Below are 25510 nucleotides of genomic sequence, written 5' to 3'. Positions count from 1 at the left end.
ACATATTTGGCAATCTTGAGCCGGTTATTGGCGACATCGCGATAGCTCACCCAAGGGTTGCCTAAAGAGTCAAAAGCAATAGAGGTGTATTGGCCAATATTATCAGTATCATGATCGTCAACAGATGTGCATGTCCAGTCGCTGGACCCTATTCCGCACCCAGTGCCGTTTCCGTTTCCAACATATTTGGCAATCTTGAGCCGGAGATTGGTGGTATCATAATAGCTTACCCAGGCATTGCCAGAAGGGTCAAAAGCAATAGAGGTGTACCAGTCATAGTTCTCAGTGGCATGATCGTCAACAGCTGTGCAGGTCCAGTCGTTAGACCCTGTTCCGCACCCAGTACCGTTTCCAGACCCAACGTATTGTGCAACTTTGAGCCGCTCATTGGTGACGTCACGATAGCTTACCCAGGCATTGCCAGAAGGGTCAAAAGCAATAGAGGTAAACCAGCCATAGTCCTCAGTGGCATGATCGTCAACAGCTGTGCAGGTCCAGTCGTTAGACCCTGTTCCGCACCCAGTACCGTTTCCAGACCCAACGTATTGTGCAACTTTGAGCCGGTCATTGTCACCGGCATCATAATAGCTCACCCAGGCGTTGCCAGAAGGGTCAAAAGCAATAGAGGTGTATTGGCCAATATTATCAGTATCATGATCGTCAACAGATGTGCATGTCCAGTCGCTGGACCCTATTCCGCACCCAGTGCCGTTTCCGTTTCCAACATATTTGGCAATCTTGAGCCGGTCATTGGTGGTATCATAATAGCTTACCCAGGCATTGCCAGAAGTGCCAAAAGCAATAGAGGTGTGCTGACCAATATCATAACTAGCATGGTCGTCAACCACTGCGCAGGTCCAGTCGTTAGACCCTGTTCCGCACCCGGTTCCGTTTCCATCTCCAACATATTTGGCAATCTTGAGCCGGTCATTGGTGAGATCGCGATAGCTCACCCAGGCGTTGCCAGATGGGTCAAAAGCAATGGATGTGTAAGAGCCATAGTCCTCAGTGTCATGGTCGTCAACAGATAGACACCCCCAGCCACTGGCAGTGCAGTCAGCGAATTTCGCAATGTTGTCTTTGGAAGTGCGCGTGGTTGTCGGGTCTTCAATAGTTAGGGTGGCATATTGGACAGTGCTTGACGCGCCTCGCCAAAGACCCTTGTCACTCCGCCAAGGGTCTTGCAAAGAAACAATAAATCTGTATGTCTCGCCAGCGACCGCTTGAGACGTATCTATAGTAAACGCAACTTCTGTGCACTGGCCCTCGCCCGCGGTAATCGCTCCCTGTCCTTCTTCCGACTCAAACCATTTGCCGTTAACCCAGGTACTTTCACCGTCAACGCAGTCAGCGTCATCACGGTTATCAGCATCGCTTGTTGAAATCATATCACAATGGCTCTCGGAAATCGCGGCTTTGTTTGCGCCAGCCAAGCCGGATGTGGTGAGGATTTCTCCCCCGCGCGTAATATTGGCAATCTTGAGCCGGTCATTGGTATCATCATAATAGCTTACCCAGGCATTGCCAGAAGGGTCAAAGGCAATAGAGGTGAATGAGCCATAGTCCTCGTCAACAGCTGTGCAGGTCCAGTCGCTGGACCCTGTTCCGCACCCGGTACCGTTTCCGTTTCCAACATACTGGGCAGTCTTGAGCCGGGTATTGGTGACATCGCGATAGCTCACCCAGGCATTGCCAGATGGGTCAAAAGCAATGGATGTGTAAGAGCCAATATCATCACTAGCATGATCGTCAACCACAGTACAAGTCCAGTCGCTGGACCCTGTTCCGCATCCGGTTCCGTTCCCAGAACCAACATACTGGGCAGTCTTGAGCAGGAGATTGGTGTCATCATAATAGCTTACCCAGGCATTGCCAGAAGGGTCAAAGGCAATAGAGGTGTTTTCGCCAATATCATCACTAGCATGATCGTCAACCACAGTACAAGTCCAGTCGCTGGACCCTGTTCCGCACCCGGTTCCGTTTCCAGAACCAACATACTGGGCAGTCTTGAGCAGGAGATTGGTGGCATCATAATAGCTTACCCAGGCATTGCCGGAAGGGTCAAAAGCAATAGAGGTGTCTTCGCCAATATCATCACTGGCATGGTCGTCAACCACTGTGCATGTCCAGTCGCTGGACCCTGTTCCGCACCCGGTTCCGTTTCCGTTTCCAACATACTGGGCAGTCTTGAGCTGTCCATTGGTGGTATCATGATAGCTTACCCAGGCATTGCCAGAAGGGTCAAAGGCAATAGAGGTGTAATAGCCAATAATATCAGTATCATGGTCGTCAACCACTGTGCATGTCCAGTCGCTGGACCCTGTTCCGCACCCGGTTCCGTTTCCATTTCCAACATACTGGGCAGTCTTGAGCTGGTCAGTGGCGTCATCGCGATAGCTCACCCAGGCGTTGCCAGATGGGTCAAAAGCAATGGATGTGTAAGCGCCAATATCATAAGTATCATGGTCGTCAACCACTGTGCATGTCCAGTCGCTGGAACCTGTTCCGCACCCGGTACCGTTTCCGTTTCCAACATATTTGGCAATCTTGAGCCGGTCATGGGTGAGATCATAATAGCTTGCCCATGCCTGACCAGAAGGGTCAAAAGCAATAGAGGTGTACCAGCCATAGTTCTCAGTGTCATGGTCGTCAACAGCCAGACAGTCATAATTAGTGTCTGTACAATTGCCAGACCCGGTCACAGCTGTAGCCTCATCCTGGACCTTGGTAAAAATCCCGTCATTGCGGTCGTAAAAAAGCGCTAAATCATAAGGAGAGGCCTCAGCGTCATTATCAAGATGCATTCTTAAAGTAACCCTCTCTCCTTTTCTAACTGAAGTTATGGCAGTGTTTCCAGCTGCCTGCTGGGTATTGTCATCAACACTGCTAATTTCATCTCCATTGTCATTTTCCCAGATATACGCGCGCTGTGTATAATCAGCAAAAGCCCTTATAATGGTTGTTGTGCCTGAAATAGCTACAGTATCATAAGATAAAACATCTGCGTCTCCCAGGGTTACATCACTTAATGGATCAGTAATCTGGATTTCTATTTCATCGCCAATATCCGCGTTACTGGCAACATCAAAAACCGTGTAAACGCACATTGTCTGCTCCTGGTTAATAGCTATTCCAGCATTAGTGAATGTAGCAGTGCCATTAGCGCCGTTAAAAGTGGTGGAAGTACCGAACTGGGTTGCTCCGCCAGCATAATCTTCGCCAGCGCAGTTAAAAGGGGTTGTAGTGTCAAGGTCGTAATAGAGCTTGACATCAGAAAGCTCTGTCTGGGCATCTACTGTTCCCTGCTCTTGGATAACAATGCCGGTAACAGTAGAAGTGCCGTTATTATGGGTAATGACAAACTTGCCGCCCAGTTCAAAATCATTAGTGGTCTGCTTTACTTCTGATGTCTGTGTGCTGGTTGCGGAAACAAGAACATCAGCCAAAAATTCTCTGAATTCCACCGCTGTAATGGCCCAATCTTCGGAAGCCAAAGTAAAAGATTGAGTATCGCTGCCTTCAGGAGATTTTGCTTCCCTGCTTCCGCAAGCCGCTTTTCGGCCGGTTGGCGCACCGCCCACTGTTAAAGTCCATGTTTGGGTCTGTCCGGTTCCGTTAGGAGTTAAGGTTGTATCACTATTATTGCCGGCAATACTTATTATCCAGCTGTTATCATACTGGGTGGTAAAGGTCGTTGAAGCAGTAGTGCCTGTTCCTGTGCCGCCGTTACAGCCGGTTCCAGTAGCACAATTAGGATTAACCGGCTCTGGATAATGCGCGTTTTTCAAGCCAAAAGCAGCGGCAATCGCTTCCGGAGCCGCGGAAAAATCAATTTTAATATCTTTTGTCCCGACAGTTGGACTTGCCTTGTACCAGATTTCAGTTCTGCCATTGGAATCACTATCTGCCCGAGCTAAAGTTAGGGCCTCATTAACACCGGTAGGATCCCATGCAACAGAAGAAACCGTGGCCGTGCCTTTGATATACACCTGGACGACCAGAACATTGGCGTCAGTAATTGTTATGGTATTTGCGCCGGTCATTGTATCAGGGTCTGAATCAATATCTTTTGGCGTGCTGTAGGCCTCCATCTCAATTGCCGCGTCTGCCGCAATCTGCCAGGAGCGAAGCTCCTTAAACACTAATTGACCACTAATATTAGACGAATCTTCATTAAGATTAATGTCATTTAGTGGATTAACGCCATCATTTGCTTCAGTATTAGTGTCTATTACAGAAGTATCATTATTAGTGTCTATTGGTTTATTATTAGTGTTTATTAGTGGGTTACCTTGAAGGAACTTCAATGGACCTAGGAAGTAAAGATAAGGGCTTCTAAACGGAGCGCGAAATTGATAGCTTAATTCATATTCCTGGCCTTGTTTCCAATCAACTTGCCAGATAATGTTTTTAGTATGGATTGAATCATCTTTGGCAAAAATCTGCCAATCACCGCTAACATTAGTGTTAGTGTCTATTGGTTTATTATTGGTGTATATTAGTGGGTTAGTGATTTCAAAATCTGATGGCACGGTTTCTATAATTTGACCCTGAAAATCCTGATTGGCTTTTATTTTTATTACGACCTCATAATCAACTGGCGGATAAATCCTTGTTGGGCCAATTCTCTCAACATCAAAAGGAACAAATTGCCGAACTTCAAAGGAATCAGATATTTCATAACCATTGTCAAGATTAGTCAGCTTTATTTGATAAAGACCAGTTTTATTTGTTTGGTAATAGGAAAAATAATCAGGCACATCAATAACATTGTTTGGACCGCATTCGCCTGATATCTGGACTTCAGGGTTATTAGTAATTCCATCAGGCGAAATAATCTCTAAATTTAAATTAGCATCGCAAAGCGTGTGGCCGTTATCTCTTAGAGCAGCCATTTGAATATATGCTGTTTCGCTTGGCAGATAAATTGACTTATTTACGTTAATAGCTAAAACACCCCAGATGAAATCCTGCTCAAATTCTTTAATCACTTCTTGGTCTTCAATTTTAAAAACAATTTTATAAAGGCCAGGCTTAAAATTTTTAGGCCTTTTTATCTTTAATGAAAATTCACCGTTGTCTTCAAAAAGAATTTCTGATTTAATGTTTGAATCATTTATTCTGCCTTTAAAATCTTTAATCTCAACTACTGTATTAATATCATCCCAATAATCATAGACTCTGAACAATTTTTTAACTGAATCTACAAATGAACCTAAAATCCATTTGTCCTTTTTTTTATAAACAAATTGAAATTCCGGTTCTTCATTTGATTTAAAATTCTTTTTTGACGAAACTAAATCAATCTCTAATTCCTCTAATTCTTCTATTGCTTGTTCCTGTTCATATGTAAGTTCAAGCCAAACAGCATCAATATAAATCGGCAATTTCTCTTGTTCAATATTATTGCTTAAAGCAATAAACCTTATCTTTAAATTTTCAAGATTTTCCTGGCTTAAATAGGAAGGAATATTAAAATAGAAATATCCTGAATTTTGAGAATTGGAATATTCTTGATTCTGCTGGAAAACAGCTAACTGGTTCCAATGCTTGTCATCTAAAGACCAACTGACTAATACTTGGTCATCTTCTTGTTCCCGGCCTTGAGCAAAAAAAGAAATGCCAAACCGAGCTCCTAAAAAATTTTCTTGAGCTTTATCTTCTGGCAGAGTAAAACCAAAAAAACTAATACTTGATTCATCAAGAAAAATACTTATTTCTTCTTGTATTTCTTCTATTTCTTCTTCACCTGTCTCTTCCTGCTTATCTCCTGTCTCTTGCAATAGCTCTCCATCAATTGTTGGAAGAATAATTTTCACCCCTCCTCCTGAAGGAGAAACTGTTTCTTCTGATTCAGCTATTTTTTGTATCCCTTCCAAAGACGGAGTTGTTGTATTTATAATTGATGGAATATCTTCTTGTGCAAAAACCTTTAAATTTTTAAATATGTTTTTAAATCTATGCCAGAAACCTGTTGGCTTTTCTTCATCATCTTGAGAAGACTGCTCTGGAATCATTATTGGTTCAATCAAAGATAAAGGTTTTGACAAAGCTGAATTCTCTGAATTAAATTCAGTCAGATCTGCTGTATTGTTTAATTCTAAAGTTAAAGCATTATGAGCGCCTTGCCATCCTATTTCATTATTAGAGGAATCACTTAACCAGACAGTCGGAAAAACTTTTATTGTTTCTTGTTTTGGATTAGAAGCAACAATAGTTAAAACAGAAAAAACAATAACCGACAATAAGAGTATAATAAAGCCGTAATTAGGCCCCTCTAAAATATTAAAAGGATTGATGATTTTTTTTAATCTAAAAAATCTCTGGATTAATATCTGGATTTTTGGATATTTCTTCAAAGCGCTTTTTCCTTTTTTATTTTTTTTATTTACCCGATATCCTAACACTTCCTCTGCAGTAGTGAACCATGCCTTTGTCAAAGAAACTGTTTTGCCTTTTATTTTTCCTTTTCTAATTAAAGATCCGATATAATCAGAAGAATAGCCTGAAAGTTTAGCAGCATCTTTGAGAGAAATATATTTGCTTTTTTGTTTTGTATCTTTTTTCTTCATTTTATAAAATCACGAGGCTCGAGATTTGTAATTATTAGTATATTATATCAAATTTCTATCATATTAATCAATGTGGATAACTTAGAAATAAAAAAAGCTTGTCCTTTCCAAGCTTTTTTGAATTGAACAAACCGAAAAATAAAATCGAGCCCGAATTAATTAATCTCGTAGGTAATGGTCACTGTCACTTCTATTTTATTTTCTCCTGTTTCTATTTGAGGCGATGGCGCTTCCTCAGCCAGCCCCATTCCAACTGCTTTGTCTAAACCGTAATATCGCGGGAAAACACTGGCTTCGCTGAAATGAGTAATCCTTACCAAATTAACGTCTAATTGCGAAGCTAATTCCATGGCTTTGGTTTTTGCTTTTTCAATTGCCTGCTCTCTTGCCTGCTTTTTAAGTTCGTCTTGATTATCAATAGTAAACTGCAAATTATTAACCTGATTCGCGCCAGCATCAGTTGCTCCTTGAATAATATCCCCTATTTTTTCCATATTCCTGATTTTTACTTGAAGCGATTGCTGAACTTCGTATCCTACTAATACTCTCCTTCCTTCAGGATAAGGATAGGTTTCTGTTTTTTGCCATTCATAGCGAGGATAGATATTAAAATTAATTGTCTTTAAATCCTTTTCTTCAACTCCCTGATTCTTAACAAAATCAATAACAGCATTCATTTTCTCTGTGTTTTCTTTCATCGCTTTTGCCACTGTTTTTGCTTCGTTCTTCACAGAAAAAACAGCTAAAGCCAAATCCGGCTTGGCATATACCTCGCCTTTATCAGAAACAGTAATGGTATTCTTTGTTTCAATTTCCTGGCCGATATATTTCCCCTGCTTAATCTTGTTTTGGATATCAACCACAGTAGAAAAAAACAAAGCAGTTAAAAGAAGCACTAAAACCAACAAGAGCGCAGGAAACAAACTTTTGTGTTTTTCAATTTTTTTAGAATGATTTTGGTTCATAAATTTTCAATTTTATTTATTTCTTCGACCTTTTTCAAGAATTTTAAACTCTTTAATCACATCATATTTTGATTTCTATTACATCGCCGTCTTGGACAATATAGTCCTTTCCTTCTGTGCGAATAAGCCCTTTTTCTCTTGCCTGGCTAAAACCTCCAATGTCAACCAACTCCTGCCAGCCAATTACTTCTGCTTTGATAAAATGTTTTTCAAAGTCGCTATGGATTACTCCTCCTGCCTGCGGCGCTTTTTCTCCTCTTTTTAATGTCCAAGCGCGTGTTTCGTCAGCGCCTGTTGTAAAAAAAGTTATTAAATCAAGCAGTTTATAACACTCTTTTATTAAAGCGTCTAACCTTAATTCAACTGGCAGGTCAAAATCTTTTCTCTCTTCTAAAGATAAATCCACGGCATCAAACTCTGTCAAGATATCAATAATTAAAAACTGCCAATTATTTTTTTTGAAAATCTCTTTTGCTTCTTGAGAAACTTCTTTTTCAGAACCATTAAATAAAAATAATCTTGGTTTTAAAGTTAGCAGCTGATAACAATTCAATGTTTTCTTTTCTTGTTCTGTCCATTCCTGTTCAATGAGAATCTTGCCTTGTTTTAAAAAATCCTGCGCTTTTTTTAAAATATCCATTTCTTGCCTTGCTTCTTTCTTTTCTGCTCGTGCATCTTTTTCTAAATCCTGAACTCTTTTTTCTACTGTTTCTAAATCCTTTAAAGCCATTTCTGTGTCTAAAATTTCTTTCTCTTTTAAAACATCAATTTCTGTTTGAGTATTAACAACATTTTCATTCTGGAAAGAACGCAGGATATAAACTATGGCGTCTGTTTCTCTAATATTAGCTAAAAATTTATTTCCTAATCCCTCACCCTTGCTTGCGTCCTTTATTAAACCAGCTATATCAACAAATTCTACAGTTGTATAAATTTTTTTGGCGCTTTTAGTTAATCCTGTTAATTTATCAACTCTTTCATCAGGAACAGCAACAACGCCAACATTAGAATCAATGGTGCAAAAAGGATAATTAGAACGGTCAACTTGTTTTTTAGTAATGGCTTGGAATAATGTTGACTTGCCTACATTAGGCAAACCAACAATCCCTATGGATAAAGACATAGGTAATTTTTATAGCAAAAATAAAAAAATTTATTACGCAAAAACCTCTTTAAGAGCAGTCTCTTCAGCTAAAATTCCAACTAACTTTGCCAGCCGCTCTGCCCTTGTTTTTACTTCTTTCTCGGTAACCGGCTCGATTTCATCCACTGCTGCCTTTAAAAAATCCTCTCTGTCTGCCACGCCCAATTCACCTGCCAACTTGGCAAATTTTTCCTTTAAAACTTCCTTGCTTTCTCCTCTCTCATATTTCCCACCGCAACCAGTAATGGAACCGACAATTTCTTTGCCAACTTTAATTGGCACCCATAAAGAAGCATAACCAGCGTAGCAGTCCATAAAAGCAGGTTCTTTTTGGGTTTTTACCAAACTTAAAGCCATTTTATAAGCTTCCTCGCATTTCTTTTTTCCTTCTGCTGTCTCCATAATCATTTTACAAACCCTTTGAGCGCCGCTCATTTCAGTTACTAAATTGCCATCTCTATCTGTCGTTACAATCTGGGCGCCAATACTTTCAGCAAAATCATCCTGCAGTTTTTGAAGGTTTCTTAAAAACCATTGAGCTTCTTCTGAAATATTATCTTTTGGCATAATTAAAAATTTAAGATTTGAAACAATACGACCTTTACATTATTTTAACACAGCTTAATGTTAAAACAATCAACCTTGATTTTTATGATAAATATGATATAATATGTCGTATGGGATCAATCATATCTGTTATTACTGTTATTGTTGTACTTATAGCGATTGCATTTGTATCTGGAGAAGACCAAATAAGCAAATTTGGCTATTTCAGCCAGGCAGATCTTTCCCAAAGCGCAGAAGATGCTAATCAAACAAAAGATACTAAAAAAGAAGCAAGGCAAGCTGATTCAACTCCTGCAAACGAGGATGTTAAGCAAAATGTCTCTCCATATCTTAACAAAGTAAAAATATCTAATGTAAGAGTTGGAAGCTCTTCCCGTGTTTCTTATGTCAGTTTAAAAACCAATCTTAAAAAAGAAGAGGAAATCAATCTTACTGACTGGCAGATTGAGACAAAAAATGGGATATTTTTTATACCTAAAGGCATGGAAAAATTCCGCACTTTTTCTACAAAAGAACCTGAAGATGATATTACTGTAAAACGAGGCGACAAAGTATATTTATATAACGGCGAGAATCCTATTGGCCAAGACAAGAACTTCCGCTCCAACAAATGTTTTGGTTATCTTAAAAAATATGATTATTTTGATTTTTCTATATCAAAAAGATGCCCTAAGGCAGAAGAAACAGAAATTTATCATTTGAGCCCTTGCTGTAAAGCATTCATTTTAAAACTTGGAAGATGCGAATTTCCAGATTATTCTGAAGATTCGGAAATTTACAAAGACCGGGAATGCACAGCATATCTTTCAAAAAACTTTAATTACAGCGGCTGTTTTAATAATTATCATAATAACGAGGATTTCTTAGAAAACACCTGGCATCTCTATCTGGAAAAAGAGCTTATTGTTGAAAATGACTGGGATATTGTTTATTTAAGAGATCAAAACGGCTTGCTTGTTCACGAATATTCTTATGGACGGCCTTGCTGCAAATAAATTAAACTAATCAAAGTTCTTCTTTTTGAAACTTCTCTTCTTGGATCCCGTCTAGTTTTCTGATAATCTTTATTAGTTCAGCAACATGCTCTTTTTCGTCATCTCTAATATGACTTAAAACCTTTTTTACTTCTTCGTTGTCATCCTCATCTATATGATCCTGATATTGATTAATTGCTCCTAATTCACCTATCAAGTCATCTCTTAAATTTTTTAAAGTTTTATTGTCCATACTTTCATATTTTTATTTTATAAGATTATTTATATCTGACCTTTATATTTTTATAATATCATACTTTGATTATTTCAAAAAACCGAAACAACCGCTTGACTTGTCAAAAATAACGCGTATAATGAATTTAGATTTATAAGTCGAAGTATCTTAAAGTAAGTCTTTAATAATTTCAAAAAATTAACAAAGGCCTAAATAGGTGTAGAGGCTTAAGAGTCGGAAAGGTCGTTTTATAATCTTAATCAAAAAAATAATTCGTATGTTTGACAAATCTAACGACAGCCCAAACAGAGATTTCCCTCCTCGAAAAATGTATCAAGGACATTGGAAATGCTCTGAATGCGGCAAAGAAATCACTGAACTTCCGTTTGAACCATCTGGAGACAGGCCACTCTATTGCAGAGAGTGTCATGCTAAAAAAAGAAATCAAAGCTTCGGACGCTAAATTAGCATGAAAAAACCTCCCTCGATAATCGGGGGAGGTTTTTGTTTCAATGTTCACCAACTGAACGCCGCCTGGCCTAAAGGATTGAAGGATTAGAACCTGTTTAGTGTTTTTATAATTTTCTATATCTCGTGCTTCTGCCAAGCCCAATGCGTTCAACCTTCTTGAGACGTAGAAGTTTATCTAAAGCTTGTTTTACAGTAGGCCGCGCAATCTTTGTCTTTTTGATAATTTCGCCAGTAGTGGTTTCGTCTACTTCCTGAAGATATTGCCATACTGCCAACTGTTTTTTAGATAGAAGTTTTTCTATATTTTCTTTAGATAAAAGTTCAACAGCCATCTGTGACTGTTTAAGGAAAATAGACAAAAAGAAATCCAGCCACGGAATAATGTTCTCGTGCTTGGTCTTAAAGGTCTTCTGGCCTTTTCGCAATGCCATGTAATAGTCTGGTTTATTATCTTCAACTAACTTCTCATGAGAAATATAAGGCATATACAAATACCCTTCTTTGAGTAAAAGAAGATTTGTAAGGATGCGAGAAAGCCGACCATTGCCATCTTGAAACGGATGAATTTGCAAAAACTCAACTAGAAAACTACCCACAATAAAAAGCGGATGATATTTCTTCTTGGCAAGAGCTTGTTGGGTCCACTCAACTAATTCCTGCATTTCTTTAGGCGTTAAATAGGCTGGTGTAGTATCAAAAAGCACTCCAATTGACTTGCCAGCCGCATCTATCATTTCAACTTTATTCTCCCCTTTTTTATATTCGCCTCTGTGAAGCTCGTCTTTTTTGACATATTTAAGAAGCTCTTTGTGAAAATGCTTGATAGAATTTTCTGAAAACTTGAGTGATTTCCAGGAGTTAAAAATATTTTCAAGCAACTCAAAACAACCTTTCACTTCTTGCTTGTCACGATCAGTGAACTTTTGAATATCAATGCCGCGCATCAATTTTTCTACATCCTCGTCAGAAAGACGAGCGCCCTCAATACGAGTAGAGGCACCAGTGGAAGTAATTAAAACTGACCGCTTAAGACGGCCCAAAACTTGAGGGCTTAATCGCGCCCCGGCAATCCACTGTCCCTTTAATTCATCAATTTGTGCTATTTTTGACCAAATGTCAGCTGGAATTTGAGCAAGCCGCTGGTCAAATCGCTTGTTTTTTGTCATAAATTAATTGGATATAATAACTATATCCAATTATAGCCAATTACTAAAAAGAAATCAAATGAAAATATTTAAGAAACGCGGCTTAAGCAAATATCACAAGCGCCGCAATTTTCTTTGGAAAACTCCTCCCCAAAATATCCAAGTAAAAATCTTCTTCGGCAATCTCTGGATTCGCAATATTCTACAATCTGATTTATTTTTCCCTGAATATGATTCCGCTCATCAAGATTACTAATCTGTTCAAGAAAATATTCATGCTTCATTTTATCTCCATAAGAATAAAATAAAACGCATTCACTGGGAAGCCCGTCTCTTCCTGCCCGGCCAATCTGTTGATAATATTCCTCAAGCGTCTTGGGAAATGTATAGTGAACAACCAAACGGATATTCGGCTTGTCAATGCCCATACCAAAGGCAATGGTCGCAACCATTATAGAAACCTTGTCTTGGATAAACATTTCCTGGTTGCGTTTTCTAGTATCTTTATTAAGGCCGGCATGATATGGCAGAGCGTTAAACCCTTCTATATTTAGATTGGCCGCAATATTCTCTGTGTCTTTTCTGGAAAAACAATAAATAATTGCTGACTCATTTTTATGTTTCTCAAGGAGTTGTAGAAGCTTAGAAAAAGTGCTACTGCCTTTTTTTCTAAAAACAAAAAAACTTAGGTTTTTTCTGTCAAAACTGGAAACAGCTATTTTTGGCCTGTCCAAAGAAAGCTGTTTTATAATATCTTTCTGCACTTCCGGCGTGGCAGTTGCCGTGAGAGCAATAATAGGAACTCCTGAAAACTGTTTTTTAATAAATTTAAGATTCCGGTAATCCGGACGAAAATCATGGCCCCATTCAGAAATACAATGCGCCTCATCAACAGCAATAAGATCCATCTTCATGGTTTGTAAAAAACTGCGGAAACTTTTCAATGCCAACCGCTCCGGAGCCGCATAAAGAATTTTAATTTTTTTTTCTAATAATTGCTTTTGAATCTGGAAAATTTCTTTGGGAGAAAGCGATGAATTAATGTATTCTGCCGCAATACCATTGGACTTCAAAGCATCAACCTGATCCTTCATCAAGGAAATAAGTGGAGAAATTACCAATGTCAATCCCTTGAATTTCAAAGCCGGAAATTGATAGCAAAGAGATTTCCCTCCTCCGGTTGGCAGAATTATAAAGGAATCTTTCCGCTTTAAAACATTGTTTATAATTTCTTCCTGAAAAGGCCTGAATTTCTCGTGACCAAAATATCTCTTTAATAATTTTTTCATTATATTCCATCATACCAAAAAACCGCCTTCTTGGCGATTTTTTTTAGCTCTAAATCTTTATCACTTCGCGCTGTCTAATATCTCTTCAAGTTTTTTCATTTGTTCACCGTACAAAGCCCAATTGCCGCTGCGTTGAGCCTGCATAGCGCGGTTAAAATAATCTTTTGCCTGCTGGATTAAATCCAAACCCGCAGAAGGTTTTACTGGAGCGAATTTAACTGCTTCCTGGTCAGCAGAGATTGCGCCGCCAAACACGTCGGCTAAGGCAAAATCCAAGGTCTCTTCCATAGCAATGCGGTTTTCGTGAGCAACAATTACTCTTTTTAATTCTGGTATCTTGCCGCCTTCAGCCCGCAGGTAAATCGGCTGAACGTAAATAAGCGATTCTTCAATTGGGATAACAAGCAGATTGCCTTTGATAACTTCAGAACCCCTCTGGTCCCAAAGGGAAATTTGGCGTGAAATATCCGCGTCCTGGTTAATACGGTTGGTAATCTGCCTTGGACCAAAGACCAGTTTTTGCTTGGGAAAACGGTAGACCACCAATTGGCCGTAAAATTCCCCGTCATTGCGCGCTACCATCCATGCCGAGAGATTGTCTTTACCGCGCGGGGTAAAAGGAATCATTAAGATGAACTCTTCCTGCTCTTCGCCCGGCAGTTTCATAATCATATGTCTCATCATTGGGTCAGCCTGCGTTCCGCCTGTAATAATCGGAATCTGCCACTGATCTTCTTTGTTATAAAAAATCTGCGCCTCATCCATATGATAAATCGTGTAAAGTCCGGTCTGATAGGCGAATAAATCCTCTGGATATCTGATGTGAGTTCTCAAATCATCACTAAGTTCGTCAAGCGGCAAAAATGAATCTTTAAAAATCTTGGCATAGGTTTTAATAACTGGATCGTCTTTGTCCGCAATATAAAACGTCATTTTGCCGTCATAAGCGTCAATCACCACTTTAACTGAATTTCTGATATAATTGATGTTTTTTCCGGGAAAAGAACTAAACACGTCTTTGACCAATTCAGCGTACGGATAACGATCCGAAGTGACGTAAGCGTCATAAATCCATTTGAGTTCGCCTTCTTTGGTAACGACCATATAAGGATCGTGGTCCAGGCTCAAGAAAGGCAGAACCCGCCTAACTCTTTCTTCTATATTACGGTAATACATTATTCTTGAATCTTCAGTGATATCGTTGGATAAAAGAATTTTCAGAGACCCGAATTTTAGGGCAAACAGCGCTTTGCGGAAAATTGATTCAATTTTTACGCCGCCTGCTCCCTCATATTCTGTAAAGACATTTTCCTCGCCCGAGGGATAATTAAACTCTTTTGCTTTGGTGTTGACTACGACCCAGTCGTTGGTCAGCTCTCCATAATATATTTCCGGTCGGCTCACTGAAAGCGATTCTATGTCAGAAGAAGGCGGCAAATCTTTCAAAAACAGCACGGGCAAACCCGCTGGGGTCACCTCATTAACCGGGCTTAAAGTAAGTCCAAAACCGTGAGTAAAAGTAAGGCGCTCATTAATAAAAGTACGTTGAGGCAGGCTTGTGGAATTAAGCTCCCTAGGAGAGAGCAAAACTTGGCGAAAATCGCCATTTAACTGATAGCGGTCATTGTCAATGGAAACAAAATCATAGTAGGTACGGATTTCTTGAAGCTGGCCAAAAGTATCAAGCAAGGGTTCGCGGTCCCAAAGCCTTACATTTTTAATAGTGGAACGATTGTTGTTAATATCATCTATGGTAAGCAAGGCTTCGCCTGTTAAATCGCGCTCTGTTACCGTATCCAGGATAAAAGCTTTTTGCGTGGCCTCAATATTGTGTTTAATGTAAGGAGTTTCTTTAACCAGCTCGTTTGGCAAAACCACAAATCTCTGCAGAATTACTGGATACACCAAGCCGCCCAAAATTAAAGTTATGGCATAAATACTGACAGCTAAAACAATAAAGCGGTTGCCCTGTTTAAAAATATTGAGCACAACCAGTACAGCAGCGGCTGCGGCAACAAAAATGAGTATTTTCAAAAACGGCAAAACAGCATGGATGTCAGTAAAGCTGGCGCCTGTAAACGGTCCTGTAAAGCTATAAAGCAAAGAGGGTATTTTGACAGCATAAATTTTAAAACTTGTTAAAATAAACAAAAGAGCAACTAGGATTGATAAATGAATCTTGGCAGTTTTCTCTATTAATAAAAATCCTCTAAAGGTAATGGCGCCACGTAAAGCGTAAAGAACAGCAGCGCTGATTAAAGACATAATAATAATCCAAAACCCCAGCCCGAGTAAAAACTGAATAAACGGCAGATCAAAAAAATAAAAAGAAATATCGCGGCCAAATATTGGGTCAAACGTATTAAAAGGCACTGCGTTAAAATACTTAAGCACTGTTTCCCATTTGCCTGCCCCGACCAGGCCGGTCAAAAATCCGAATAACAGCGAAATCGGCAAAATAAATTTATTAACATATTTCTCTAAATTTAATTCTCTAATCTGACCGACTCCGCCCTGTATGCCTCCTTGATGCGAATGGATAACGAATGGCCTTGACACAACAAGCCGCTTAACTAACCAAAGATTACCGTAGATAATAAAAAAGCTCAAAATGCCTATTCCTAATCCAAGAAAGATTTTGGTTCCGAGAATGGTGGTAAAAATATTGCTAAAACCAATTTCCTCAAACCAGTACCAGTCAGTCATCAGCCGAAAAATGCTGGGCACTATAAAAATAGCCAGCAATATTAAGCCGTAAATAATATAAGAAATAATATGTTTTGAAATCATAATTGCGAGTGAGGGAGAAATACAAAAATTTTATTTTTGTATTTCAACCGAACGAAGGAATTATGTCTGAAAGTCATAATTTATATACTTGCTCTACTATAATAATATGCCGCATTGCCGCATTTGTCAAAATATTGGGGAAAAGGGTGAAAAGGGGGAAAAGGTGTCAGGGGGGAAAAGGTGTCAGGAACCTTTTTTATCAGGAACCTTTTTTATGTCCATTTTTATTATCCAGACTCTTTTCTTTTAATAAATAAAAGTGGGAATACTATATCACTCAAACAACAAGGTATTAAGACTGCAATAAATAAAAATGCAAATATAATTATAATCAATATAAAATTAACTGTTACTCCTAAAGCCATAATAATGTGAAAAAGCGACGCCCATGTGCTTAATAAAACATGGCCAGCATGAGGAAATTTAGTTTTTGGCTCGAAATAAGCAATTGCAATTCCTAAAAAAGCAAGAGGATTTACCAACCACCATTTCTCAATAAAACCTAAATGAATACCCCTATTTGGAAGGTTAAGAAAAACTTCTCCTAAATAAGGAATTAGTGAATCACTTAGAGTTGCTATTCCAATTGAACCAACATAACCAATCAAAATTAAAGAAATTGGGTTAGCTTTTTTATTATGAATTTTATATATGGCTGTTGTTACAATAGCACTTAGAAGAACATGGATTGGATGAAGAACATAAAAAATATTATATGAAAGCTCAGAAGGAATTTTATAAAAAAACAGCATAATAATTATTCCGGTTACTGCTCCAAAAATTGTGAATGGTATATGATCTTTTAATTCTTTAATTATGTATTTAATCATTTTTCATTTCTTACATTTTTTTATCTCCATATTTTTAATAAACAAAAGGGATTATTTTTCTAAACATTTTTATCGTGTTTGTGCTACTATATTCTTTAAATTAGTAAAACTTCCAATAACACAATTAAAGCACCGAAAAGAAGAGAAATTAAAATTACGATCCACCAATCTATTTTTTTATTTAAAAATGATAAAATTTTCTCTTTCATATTATCTAATTTTACCACAACAAAAGCCCGAGGCAACCGCCTCGGGCTAAAAAGCGAGCTCCGCTCCCAAGGTAGGATAATTTTTAGATTATATAATATAGAAAGATTTATTACTTGCGTATCTTTACTCGTTCCCTTTCGGTAGTTCTTGGTTTTTTTTCAGCCTGTTTTCTTGAAATAAATTTACCAGTTATTGAACTTCTATATATTATCCTTGTTTTTATTTTACTTTTTCCCATAATTTAAAGAGTTTTCAGGGTTTGACCTTTTTATTTATTATATTTTAACACATTAAAAACCTAGGGCAACAACTCTCGGGCGAAAAATTATAGGCGGCTCGGTCTCCCAAACTTCTCACTAGCCTGCTCCGTGGGACGGACGATGTTAGAACCTGTTTAACAAGATAAATCTGAAATACTTATGACTGTTTACTTTTTAAATTCTTAATTATATCAATTGAAGCAAGCAAGATTCCAGCTCCCATAAATGAATAACTTATTAAACGGCCCTGCTCTGTTGCTATAGAAATAATTCCGAAGACCACTAACAACATTGCAAACATTGCGAGCTTAGAAAGTCGCTTTGGTCTCTTGCTTTTCCCTGTATAAATTGCAAGTATCGCAATGATGGCTAATACAACAATCGATATTATAATGTAAAGTTCTGGCATAATTTTATTATAATTTTCTATTCTTAATTAACTCTCTTTTAATCTTTATCTGTATTCTTATCCTACCAAAAAACCGCATATTTGGCGATGTTCTACTTGGCAAGGTTTAGCCTCGACTAATTTATCTTTTCTTCTTTTTCTTTATATCTCTTTTTTTTAACTTTCTATCACGCCGTTTTTTGTTTGCCCACCCTATACCCATTTTTTTTCTTATCTTTTATTTTTTATTATAGTCGCGACCTTTTTAACTTAATTTGCTCCGAGGGACGGACTTTGTTAGAATCTGTTTAGTGAATAAATTATAATAATCTCTTTTCTTTAAATCTCTCTATGTCTTGTACTAATAAAAGAATAGATAAATCAGCAAATTTCTGCATACCTAAAGAAGGAGCATGAGAAAATCCAACATATTCCAGCTTCTTATCTTTATATTTTATATATTTCAGGGCAGGTATTAAATCTGTATCAGAACTGATTAATATAGCTGTATCATAAATATCATCCGCAGCGCCTATTACCAAATCTATTGCAATCTTTACATCTGTACCCTTTTCTCTTATTTTCCCCTTATCATAAATAACTCTGCCTCTTTTTATTGTAAAACCATCATTTTCAATCTTAGCTAAAAACTTTTGTTGACCTTTTACAATTTGTTTACTTTTCTCTGTGTTATCTAAATTTTTGGCAATACCCACATAATACCTTTTAGAAATACACTCTCTATCTTTAACAAGAAAATCAACAAATTTGTTAAAATCAAACTTTACACCTTTTGGAAAATTAATTTCTTTATCTTTCAGGTATTTATAAAAATTATTACCATCAATATAAATAGCAACTCTTTCTCTTTTATTGAATTGATTCATATAGTTTTATTATAAATCACTCCACAATAAAAAACTACCCTTGCCCGAAAGCAGGAGTAGTGATCATAGTAATTACATATTAACTCTATATTATTTTTTTGTCAATACCTAAACTGTGGAAAACTGTTCTAATTGGCTCCCCTTATTAGACGCATTTAGCCTCGCTCGTAAGCTACGGCTGAGAGAACGGTGGACTGGAGAAAAATTAGGGAAGAATTAGAAACTTTTAAGTTTGTAGCAGAACAAACAATAAATCTATTTGTAAAAATTTAAATAAAAAAAATAGTGGTTATTGGTTTATATACCTCACCACTTTTTCTATTTTATTTTGACGAAAGTTCCCGAAATTTTGTTCGTGCTTGTTTTATCACACTGGCCAGCTTAGCTCGCATCTTATCTTTGGTTTCGTTATCGCCAATCCAATGTTCCTCCGTCCTGAGCTCCCATTTTTGAAAGTCAGAGAGAATATCTTCAAACTCCACACTTGTAGGATTGTCACGGAGTTTGAACTCATTAGCGTTTGCGATAATTAAGCACTTCTGAAGCTCTAAAAGTGTTCTGGTAGACGAAATATGTACGCTTGTAGCTGTTAACGTCTTGAAAAAGAATTGCGTGTCTTCACCGACTACATCAGGCTCCTCCTTCTTTTGGATTGGAGAAGGCCAAGGTGCAAACGACCGCTCATACTTCCTTTGTTGTTCTTCAAGCGAAATACCGCCCCTGTTTTCAACTTCATCCAGACATCTCTGCCTTTTTGTCATTTTCTTCTTTTTTCCTCCTAAAACTAATAATAGTGTATCATACTATCTAAAAAAGTCAACACTAGAAACAAAAAACCGCTTCTATTGAAAGGCAGATTGGCGATTTTTTACGAGCTCGCTCTGGCGAACGATTTTAAAACTTTAGATTGTGGGAGTTGGACGTGCGACGTCCAACAGACAGTGGGATAAGAAAACAGGGCTGAAAGCCCTGTTTTCGCTACTCTGCTCGCCCTGGCGAACGATTTTAGAACTTTAAAATGGGAGGAAGCGTTCAAATATCCGGAAGTTACCTTATCACAGATGAAACAATTATTGTGCTCCAAATTGTAGTTTAAGCTTAACGCGTGGCTACGTCTCTTACCTGTTGGATATCTACTTTGAGCTGCGCAATGTCTGGCGATGCGTGCTGTATCATTTCATTAGACTGATTGTGCGGTTCAATATACCTACTGAACTCTTCGTGAAGTTGTTTTGCCTTATTCAATTTATCGCGACTCAAACTTGTCCGTGCAGGCGTGGCATTATGCATCTTAATTTGCTCACACCAACGCGTTATTACACCGCCGAAGATTCTTTCTTCAACAGCTTTTTCAATTGCCCTACGCAGTTTCCCGTAAGCGTTTCTAATACCATCTGCCTGTGCCTCGCCTGTAATAATTTCGAGCTCACCGATTTTCGCTTCTATTTCCTGCATATAAGCTTCGAACTTCACGGAGCCAGGATAATAGTTCTCGGCTACAATCCCTACTCGGCTTGTTTCTGAATAAAGATTGTGAAAGGAAGCCTTAAGCGGATCGATATTACCGTCGTTATTCTCAACCTGATCGTGAAGGTAGCTTGCAAACATAAGATCGTGGGTGAAAACGATAATTTGCCGTGCATCCGATTCGTGAACAATTCTTTTTGCAATCCGCTCTTTCCTGTCGTGGTCAAAACTAGTAGCGGGGTCATCAAAAATGACTGGCGCTTGCTCATTCCGTATCGAAAGTTCCGCGAAGAAATCAGCAAGAGCAACTGCTTTTTGTTCACCTTCGCTCAAAAACTGGTCGATTCCACCTAAACCTTCCAAACTTTTCTCACGCATTTGTGACACATATTCGCCACGAAATTCAAGATTCACTTCTGGTGCATCAAGTGAGGATACTTCATTTTGAAAATGTTCTTTGAAGAAATCGGAAACCAACTCACGCCAAGCTCTTTTACCTAAATCGGTGATTGGTTTAGTATTAAGTTTATTTGCCTGTAAGAAAGTTGCTCTTGCTGTCCACCATTCAATCTTTATATACTTTTCAAGTTGCGGTCGTCGCTTTGAAAACTTATGAATGTCTTGTAATTCGGCTATTTCACGTTCAAGTTCCTGGGATTTACGGAATAGATTTCGCTGTATTTCTTCGAGAATTTTTATGTCGGTTTCAACATTCACCCGTGCTTTGCGAATACTGGCAATAATACCAGAAGTTTTTATTGGTTGGAATTTCCACGGCTTCTTATTTTTCAAAGAAATTGCAAGTTTTTGTGCTAGGTTATCGGCAGAACTCAATGCGACGAATGCAGAAGCAATAGTTTTTTTCTGTAAAAATTTTTCAAACTCTTTTTGCCCGTATGGAAAATCATCAACAAAAGAGGAATCTTCCAAGTCACCCAAAACCTCATCTAATTCCGCTTCAATATCCTCAATGTTGGCAATTTCTTCTTCTTGAAAAAGTTTACGGTAAAGCTGAATAAGTTTTTGTGTCCCCTTGGATAATTTTTGCTGGCAATATATACAGTGGTCATTACCATCTGGATATTTTTCGTGTTCGGCGATAGTTATATAATCTTCACCAGCATCAATGAATCTTTCCCACTCGTCCGATTCCATTTCTGATATATCATAATCTTCAAGGGTCTTACCTTTTTTGGCTGTCATCTTTTTTTTAAACTGGTTGAATTTTTTAACCAAACCAAAATAAGTTTTGATAGTTTTTGTTGATAAGTCTGATTGTACTTGTACGAGTACATCTTCAAGTGTTTTGAGTTTCTGATACCGTGTATGCAGTAATTCAAACTGTTGATCAAGGTTTTGTAATCTTCTTCTATCTTTTATTTTCTCCTCAAGATTCTTCCGTGTATTTTGGTTCCACATAGGAATCTTATTTAAGTCTTCCAGTTTTGTGCTTGATGTTATCCCCGCAACAAACTTTCCAATAGAAGTTTCCTCGTCAAAAATATCATCAACCAGAGGTTTATCGTTCTCAAATTCTTGAACGTCGATCGCCAATCGTTCTTGTAGTTCCTGGAAGGAACTGGAAAGTGTTTGAAACAGTTCAAAATTATAAGGCTGGTAAGAAAAATTAAGACTCTTGTTCAAATAAAGTGGGATACACTTGCCATCGAAAACTGCCATCTGATCAAAAGGTGCAATTTTACCTTCGCCATTCCATTGATATAATTTATCTATTATACCATTTGTATATTTTATCTTTGCCTCGCAACAGTTTTGACTTTTTGTGCTGTGGATATTTTGCCAAACCGCCTCTTGTGTTCTGGAACCAGCAATTCTTTTGAGTATGCGTACAAACCCAGACTTGCCACTAGCGTTCTTACCATATATCACTGTCAATTTATGATGAAAAGGAATCATTGCGTTACGCTCAAGAGCATTCACACCACTTTCGTGTTCCAAACTTTGAAGGCTAAAACCTTTCATCGTTGTCTCTCGAGTAATCACGGGCTGCGGAGAAAAATCAGCATCTTCAGACTTCTTTTCTTTTAATTTATTCTCAATTAAGAACTGCTCGTATATGTTGTCTAAAAATGCTTTATCTGGAATTGTACGCAACAAAATAACTTTTCCAATAAGAAGTTTAAGCCACTCTTCGTTACATTGATTTGCAAACTCTTGCAAATAGTCATCAGCTTTTAATTTTTTCGTTGCGGTAGTTGGCATAGTGTTTATTCTCCCCAGATTTCGGAGATTTTATCTTTAATTTTTTGTTAATTTATCATATTTTTTAAAATTTCCTCATTGCAAATAAAATCATTATGATAACTAAAATAATGACAAGCACAAGATTTACTAACTGATAAATACCCGTTAACCATAAATTCATTTTTTTGAACTTTTCGGGTAGTTTTTCGTATGATTTTTGAATCCTTCCTCTAAAATCCTTTACGGCGTGTCGTAATACAATTCCGACTACTGAATATAGAAAAAATATAAAAAATAGTTCAAAATGCTTTTGCCAGATCAAAGTGATTATCAAAAATACAGGACTAACAAAAATGAATATCACATAAGGCGGTTTTTCAATAAGACTCCTTAAGCCAATCGGTCGTTGATTTTAATAATTCTCCCGATATTTTTTGTTTTGGGTCGACCATACTATTTATTTTCCAGTAAAAAATTACTGATTTTCTCTATTTCTTTTTCGGGATTTTTAATTATTTCTTTCTCCCAAACTCTCAAAATCTTCCATCCTGCTCTTTTTAATAATAACCCGTTTCTTCTATCGTTTTTCACATTTTTTTCTATTTTTGGCAACCAGTACTTCTTTGGCAATCTTTTCCTTTGCTTCAAGAGATTTCGTCCGTGCCAAAAATCTCCGTCAATGAATACAGCCTTCTTTTTTCTTGGTAAGGCTATATCCGGCTTTCCTTTCGCCTTCTTATAATGTTTTTGAAAATAAACTCCTCTCTTGCGAAGCTCGCAAAAAACTAGCCTTTCAACTTTTGTATTTTCGGAACGAATTTTCGACATTATTTCACTTCTTTTTTTTCTTGTGAAAACATCCATAATTTATTTTTATACCCTGTGGATAACTACCGCTTTGATTTTCGGTTTTTATTCGGTTATAATTAAATTGTAGCGCAAATAAATTTTAATGCAATATGCAAACACTAACAAAAAAGCAAAAACAAGTTTTTGAGTTCATTAATGCTTATAGGCAGGAAAACGGAATTTCCCCCACTATTGAAGAAATGAGGAAAAAATTGAAACTTAAGGCCGTATCGACAGTGCACGAACATATAAATACGCTAAAAGAAAAGGGCTATCTCTCAAAAAATGAAAATTCTGCCAGAGGGATTGTTCTAAAAAAAGCAATAAGGATAATTATTGATATTCCCATTATGGGCAGAATAGCTGCTGGACAACCCATAGAAGCTATCGAGGATTTTCAGGAAACTGTTCCAGTGCTGAATCCGGCTATCAAGAATTCAAAGAATTATTATGCCCTCCGCGTTATCGGAGACAGCATGATCAATGAGGGCATCTTTGACGGCGATATTGTGATAATTAAAAAACAATCTATTGCGGAAAACGGACAAACAGTTGTGGCGATTATTGATGACAATGAAGCAACTCTCAAAAAACTTTATAGAGAGAAAAATAGATTCCGGCTTGAGTCAAGAAATACCAGTATGCTTCCGCTTTTTAGAAAGGAGGTCGAAGTAAGAGGCGTAGTTGTCCAAGTGATAAGTAATATTTCCAGCAAGCCTGAAGGAAAAATTTTAAAAAAGACTAATCACAGATTTAGAACTATAGATCTTTTCGCGGGCATCGGAGGAATACGCATCGGCTTTGAAAAAGCCGGATTTAATACTGTTTTTGCAAATGATTTTGACAAACAGTGCAAGTTTACTTACGATTTGAACTTTTCAAAATCAAAACTCATAGTTGAAGACATAAAAAATATCGGTATAGATGATTTGCCAAGGTTTGACTTCTTGCTCGGCGGCTTCCCCTGCCAAGCGTTTTCTATTGCCGGATATAGGCAGGGATTTAATGATAAAAAGGGACGCGGAAATTTATTCTTTGATATTGCGCGAATTATTGACGTTCGCAAGCCAGAGGGTTTTCTTCTTGAAAATGTAAAAAATCTAAAAAGCCACGACGGAGGAAAAACTTTTAGAATAATCGAAGAAACCTTAAAGAGTTTTGGCTATTATATAAAGTCTAGGGTTTTAAACAGCATGAATTACGGAGATATTCCGCAGAATCGAGAACGAATCTATATTGTGGGTTTCAAAAATAAAGATTATGCCGATAAGTTTTCTTTTCCAGATCCAGTAAGGTTAACGAAAAAAATCACTGATTTGTTAGAGAAAAACGTCCCGGAAAAATATTACTATAATGGAAAACCTTTATATAAAAAGTTGGAAAAATTTGTGAAAGAAGAGGAAAAGGTATATCAATGGCGCAGGCAATATGTTCGTGAAAATAAGAGCGGTGTCTGCCCGACCCTCACGGCAAATATGGGCATGGGAGGGCACAATGTGCCTATTATCAAAGACAAGAAAGGTATTAGGAAGTTAACCCCTTTAGAATGCGCTCGGGTCCAAGGCTTCCCAGAAAACTATAAACTGCCCCAAATTTCAGATTCTGCCCTATATAAGCAATTTGGAAATTCGGTAAGCGTTCCAGTTATCGAAGCTGTAGCAAAACAAATAATGAAAGCAATGGAAAATTAAAAGTTACCAAACTTTTACGTCGGTTGCCATGGGCTTCAATTTTTTTGGTTTAATGATCCCTTTTGTAATGCTGAAGCGTGGCCTTCGATCTTGGGCTTGTTGCTGTTTAAATGTTTGATTCTTATTGACCTTCATATTGTAAATCAACTTCGACGGTATTTTATAAATATTGAAGGTTCCATCCAATTTGCCTTCGTTATAAAAATCCAAAAAATATAAATCATCCCAAGTAGATTTCGGACCGAAAGAAGTAAGGTCAGATTCAACGCTAGAAGCCTTTACTTGCTCTGCCTTGTTCGTACCTAAGTTAAAAGTGTCAAACGAAGCAGGAGAACTTCCCTGTAAAGAGATAAATCTCTTTGATCCCGAATAGATGCAAAAAGCGACTTCTGAAAGACCTTCTGGAAAGTTCGGCTCTCTCGACTTATAATCCCGCAAGCCCAGCTTCAGCTTTTTCCACATATCAAAAAGCTTTTTCCATTTTTGGCCATCCGCCTTTGTAAAACTCATTAGTTCTATTATACAATTTTTCCTGAAAACTTTCGTTTTGTATTTTTTAATTTTCATAAGT

18 protein-coding genes are annotated in these 25510 nt (G+C 37.6%); 3 read left to right on the top strand and 15 right to left on the bottom strand.

Features of this window, described 5'->3' with window-relative positions:
• From KAT95_03705 to KAT95_03690, 4 genes are all read right to left on the bottom strand, one after another.
• The coding region (locus KAT95_03705) for a hypothetical protein (protein MCK4520928.1) at positions 1 to 6572 on the bottom strand (6572 nt) is incomplete at its 3' end.
• A gap of 155 nt (positions 6573 to 6727) precedes the next feature.
• On the bottom strand, positions 6728 to 7537 hold the full coding sequence (locus tag KAT95_03700; GenBank protein ID MCK4520927.1) for an SIMPL domain-containing protein: 810 nt from the start codon (positions 7535 to 7537) through the stop codon (positions 6728 to 6730).
• A gap of 61 nt (positions 7538 to 7598) precedes the next feature.
• A complete protein-coding gene (gene ychF, locus KAT95_03695; GenBank protein ID MCK4520926.1) occupies positions 7599 to 8660 on the bottom strand; it encodes a redox-regulated ATPase YchF in 1062 nt (353 codons plus the stop codon).
• A gap of 33 nt (positions 8661 to 8693) precedes the next feature.
• Positions 8694 to 9248, bottom strand: a complete 555-nt coding sequence (locus KAT95_03690) for a PocR ligand-binding domain-containing protein (GenBank protein MCK4520925.1) — start codon at positions 9246 to 9248, stop codon at positions 8694 to 8696.
• 110 nt (positions 9249 to 9358) lie between these two features.
• Between KAT95_03690 and KAT95_03685 the strand changes: the two genes are divergently transcribed.
• Entirely contained in the window at positions 9359 to 10243 is an 885-nt protein-coding gene (locus KAT95_03685; protein MCK4520924.1) for a hypothetical protein, read from the top strand.
• Between the two features lie 10 nt (positions 10244 to 10253).
• Here KAT95_03685 and KAT95_03680 read toward each other — a convergent pair whose 3' ends face one another.
• On the bottom strand, positions 10254 to 10475 hold the full coding sequence (locus KAT95_03680) for a hypothetical protein (GenBank protein MCK4520923.1): 222 nt from the start codon (positions 10473 to 10475) through the stop codon (positions 10254 to 10256).
• A gap of 259 nt (positions 10476 to 10734) precedes the next feature.
• Between KAT95_03680 and KAT95_03675 the strand changes: the two genes are divergently transcribed.
• On the top strand, positions 10735 to 10920 hold the full coding sequence (locus tag KAT95_03675) for a hypothetical protein (GenBank protein MCK4520922.1): 186 nt from the start codon (positions 10735 to 10737) through the stop codon (positions 10918 to 10920).
• Positions 10921 to 11032: 112 nt separating this feature from the next.
• Here the strand turns inward: KAT95_03675 and KAT95_03670 are convergent, their stop codons facing one another.
• The 9 genes from KAT95_03670 to KAT95_03630 form a co-directional block, all read right to left on the bottom strand.
• Positions 11033 to 12094, bottom strand: a complete 1062-nt coding sequence (locus tag KAT95_03670; GenBank protein MCK4520921.1) for a Fic family protein — start codon at positions 12092 to 12094, stop codon at positions 11033 to 11035.
• Between the two features lie 68 nt (positions 12095 to 12162).
• Positions 12163 to 13362 carry an ATP-dependent DNA helicase RecQ gene (locus KAT95_03665; protein MCK4520920.1) on the bottom strand — a complete coding sequence of 400 codons (1200 nt, stop codon included), beginning with the start codon at positions 13360 to 13362 and terminating at the stop codon, positions 12163 to 12165.
• A gap of 60 nt (positions 13363 to 13422) precedes the next feature.
• On the bottom strand, positions 13423 to 16152 hold the full coding sequence (locus KAT95_03660) for a UPF0182 family protein (GenBank protein MCK4520919.1): 2730 nt from the start codon (positions 16150 to 16152) through the stop codon (positions 13423 to 13425).
• 227 nt (positions 16153 to 16379) lie between these two features.
• A complete protein-coding gene (locus KAT95_03655; protein MCK4520918.1) occupies positions 16380 to 16982 on the bottom strand; it encodes a hypothetical protein in 603 nt (200 codons plus the stop codon).
• Positions 16983 to 17609: 627 nt separating this feature from the next.
• On the bottom strand, positions 17610 to 17861 hold the full coding sequence (locus KAT95_03650) for a hypothetical protein (GenBank protein MCK4520917.1): 252 nt from the start codon (positions 17859 to 17861) through the stop codon (positions 17610 to 17612).
• A 299-nt stretch (positions 17862 to 18160) separates the two neighbouring features.
• Positions 18161 to 18727: an NYN domain-containing protein gene (locus tag KAT95_03645; GenBank protein MCK4520916.1), complete on the bottom strand. Its 567-nt coding sequence runs from the start codon at positions 18725 to 18727 to the stop codon at positions 18161 to 18163.
• 323 nt (positions 18728 to 19050) lie between these two features.
• Complete coding sequence (locus KAT95_03640) at positions 19051 to 19488, bottom strand: hypothetical protein (GenBank protein ID MCK4520915.1); 438 nt, start codon at positions 19486 to 19488, stop codon at positions 19051 to 19053.
• Positions 19489 to 19825: 337 nt separating this feature from the next.
• Positions 19826 to 22417 (bottom strand): hypothetical protein, encoded by a 2592-nt coding sequence (locus KAT95_03635; GenBank protein MCK4520914.1) that lies wholly within the window; start codon positions 22415 to 22417, stop codon positions 19826 to 19828.
• Positions 22418 to 22852: 435 nt separating this feature from the next.
• Complete coding sequence (locus KAT95_03630) at positions 22853 to 23266, bottom strand: very short patch repair endonuclease (GenBank protein ID MCK4520913.1); 414 nt, start codon at positions 23264 to 23266, stop codon at positions 22853 to 22855.
• Between the two features lie 623 nt (positions 23267 to 23889).
• On the opposite strand from KAT95_03630, the gene KAT95_03625 reads away from it, so the two are divergent.
• Positions 23890 to 24939: a DNA cytosine methyltransferase gene (locus KAT95_03625; protein MCK4520912.1), complete on the top strand. Its 1050-nt coding sequence runs from the start codon at positions 23890 to 23892 to the stop codon at positions 24937 to 24939.
• 3 nt (positions 24940 to 24942) lie between these two features.
• Here the strand turns inward: KAT95_03625 and KAT95_03620 are convergent, their stop codons facing one another.
• The gene (locus KAT95_03620) at positions 24943 to 25506 is read right to left on the bottom strand and encodes a Bsp6I family type II restriction endonuclease (protein ID MCK4520911.1); all 564 of its coding nucleotides are present in this window, start codon (positions 25504 to 25506) and stop codon (positions 24943 to 24945) included.
• Between the last annotated feature and the right edge of the window lie 4 nt (positions 25507 to 25510).

The sequence above is a fragment of the Candidatus Parcubacteria bacterium genome (assembly GCA_023131895.1).
In the GTDB taxonomy this organism is placed as follows: domain Bacteria; phylum Patescibacteriota; class Minisyncoccia; order Minisyncoccales; family JAGMDC01; genus JAGLYZ01.
The sequence above is the reverse complement of the archived record's forward strand: the minus strand, read 5'-3'. Positions and strand labels throughout refer to the sequence as shown.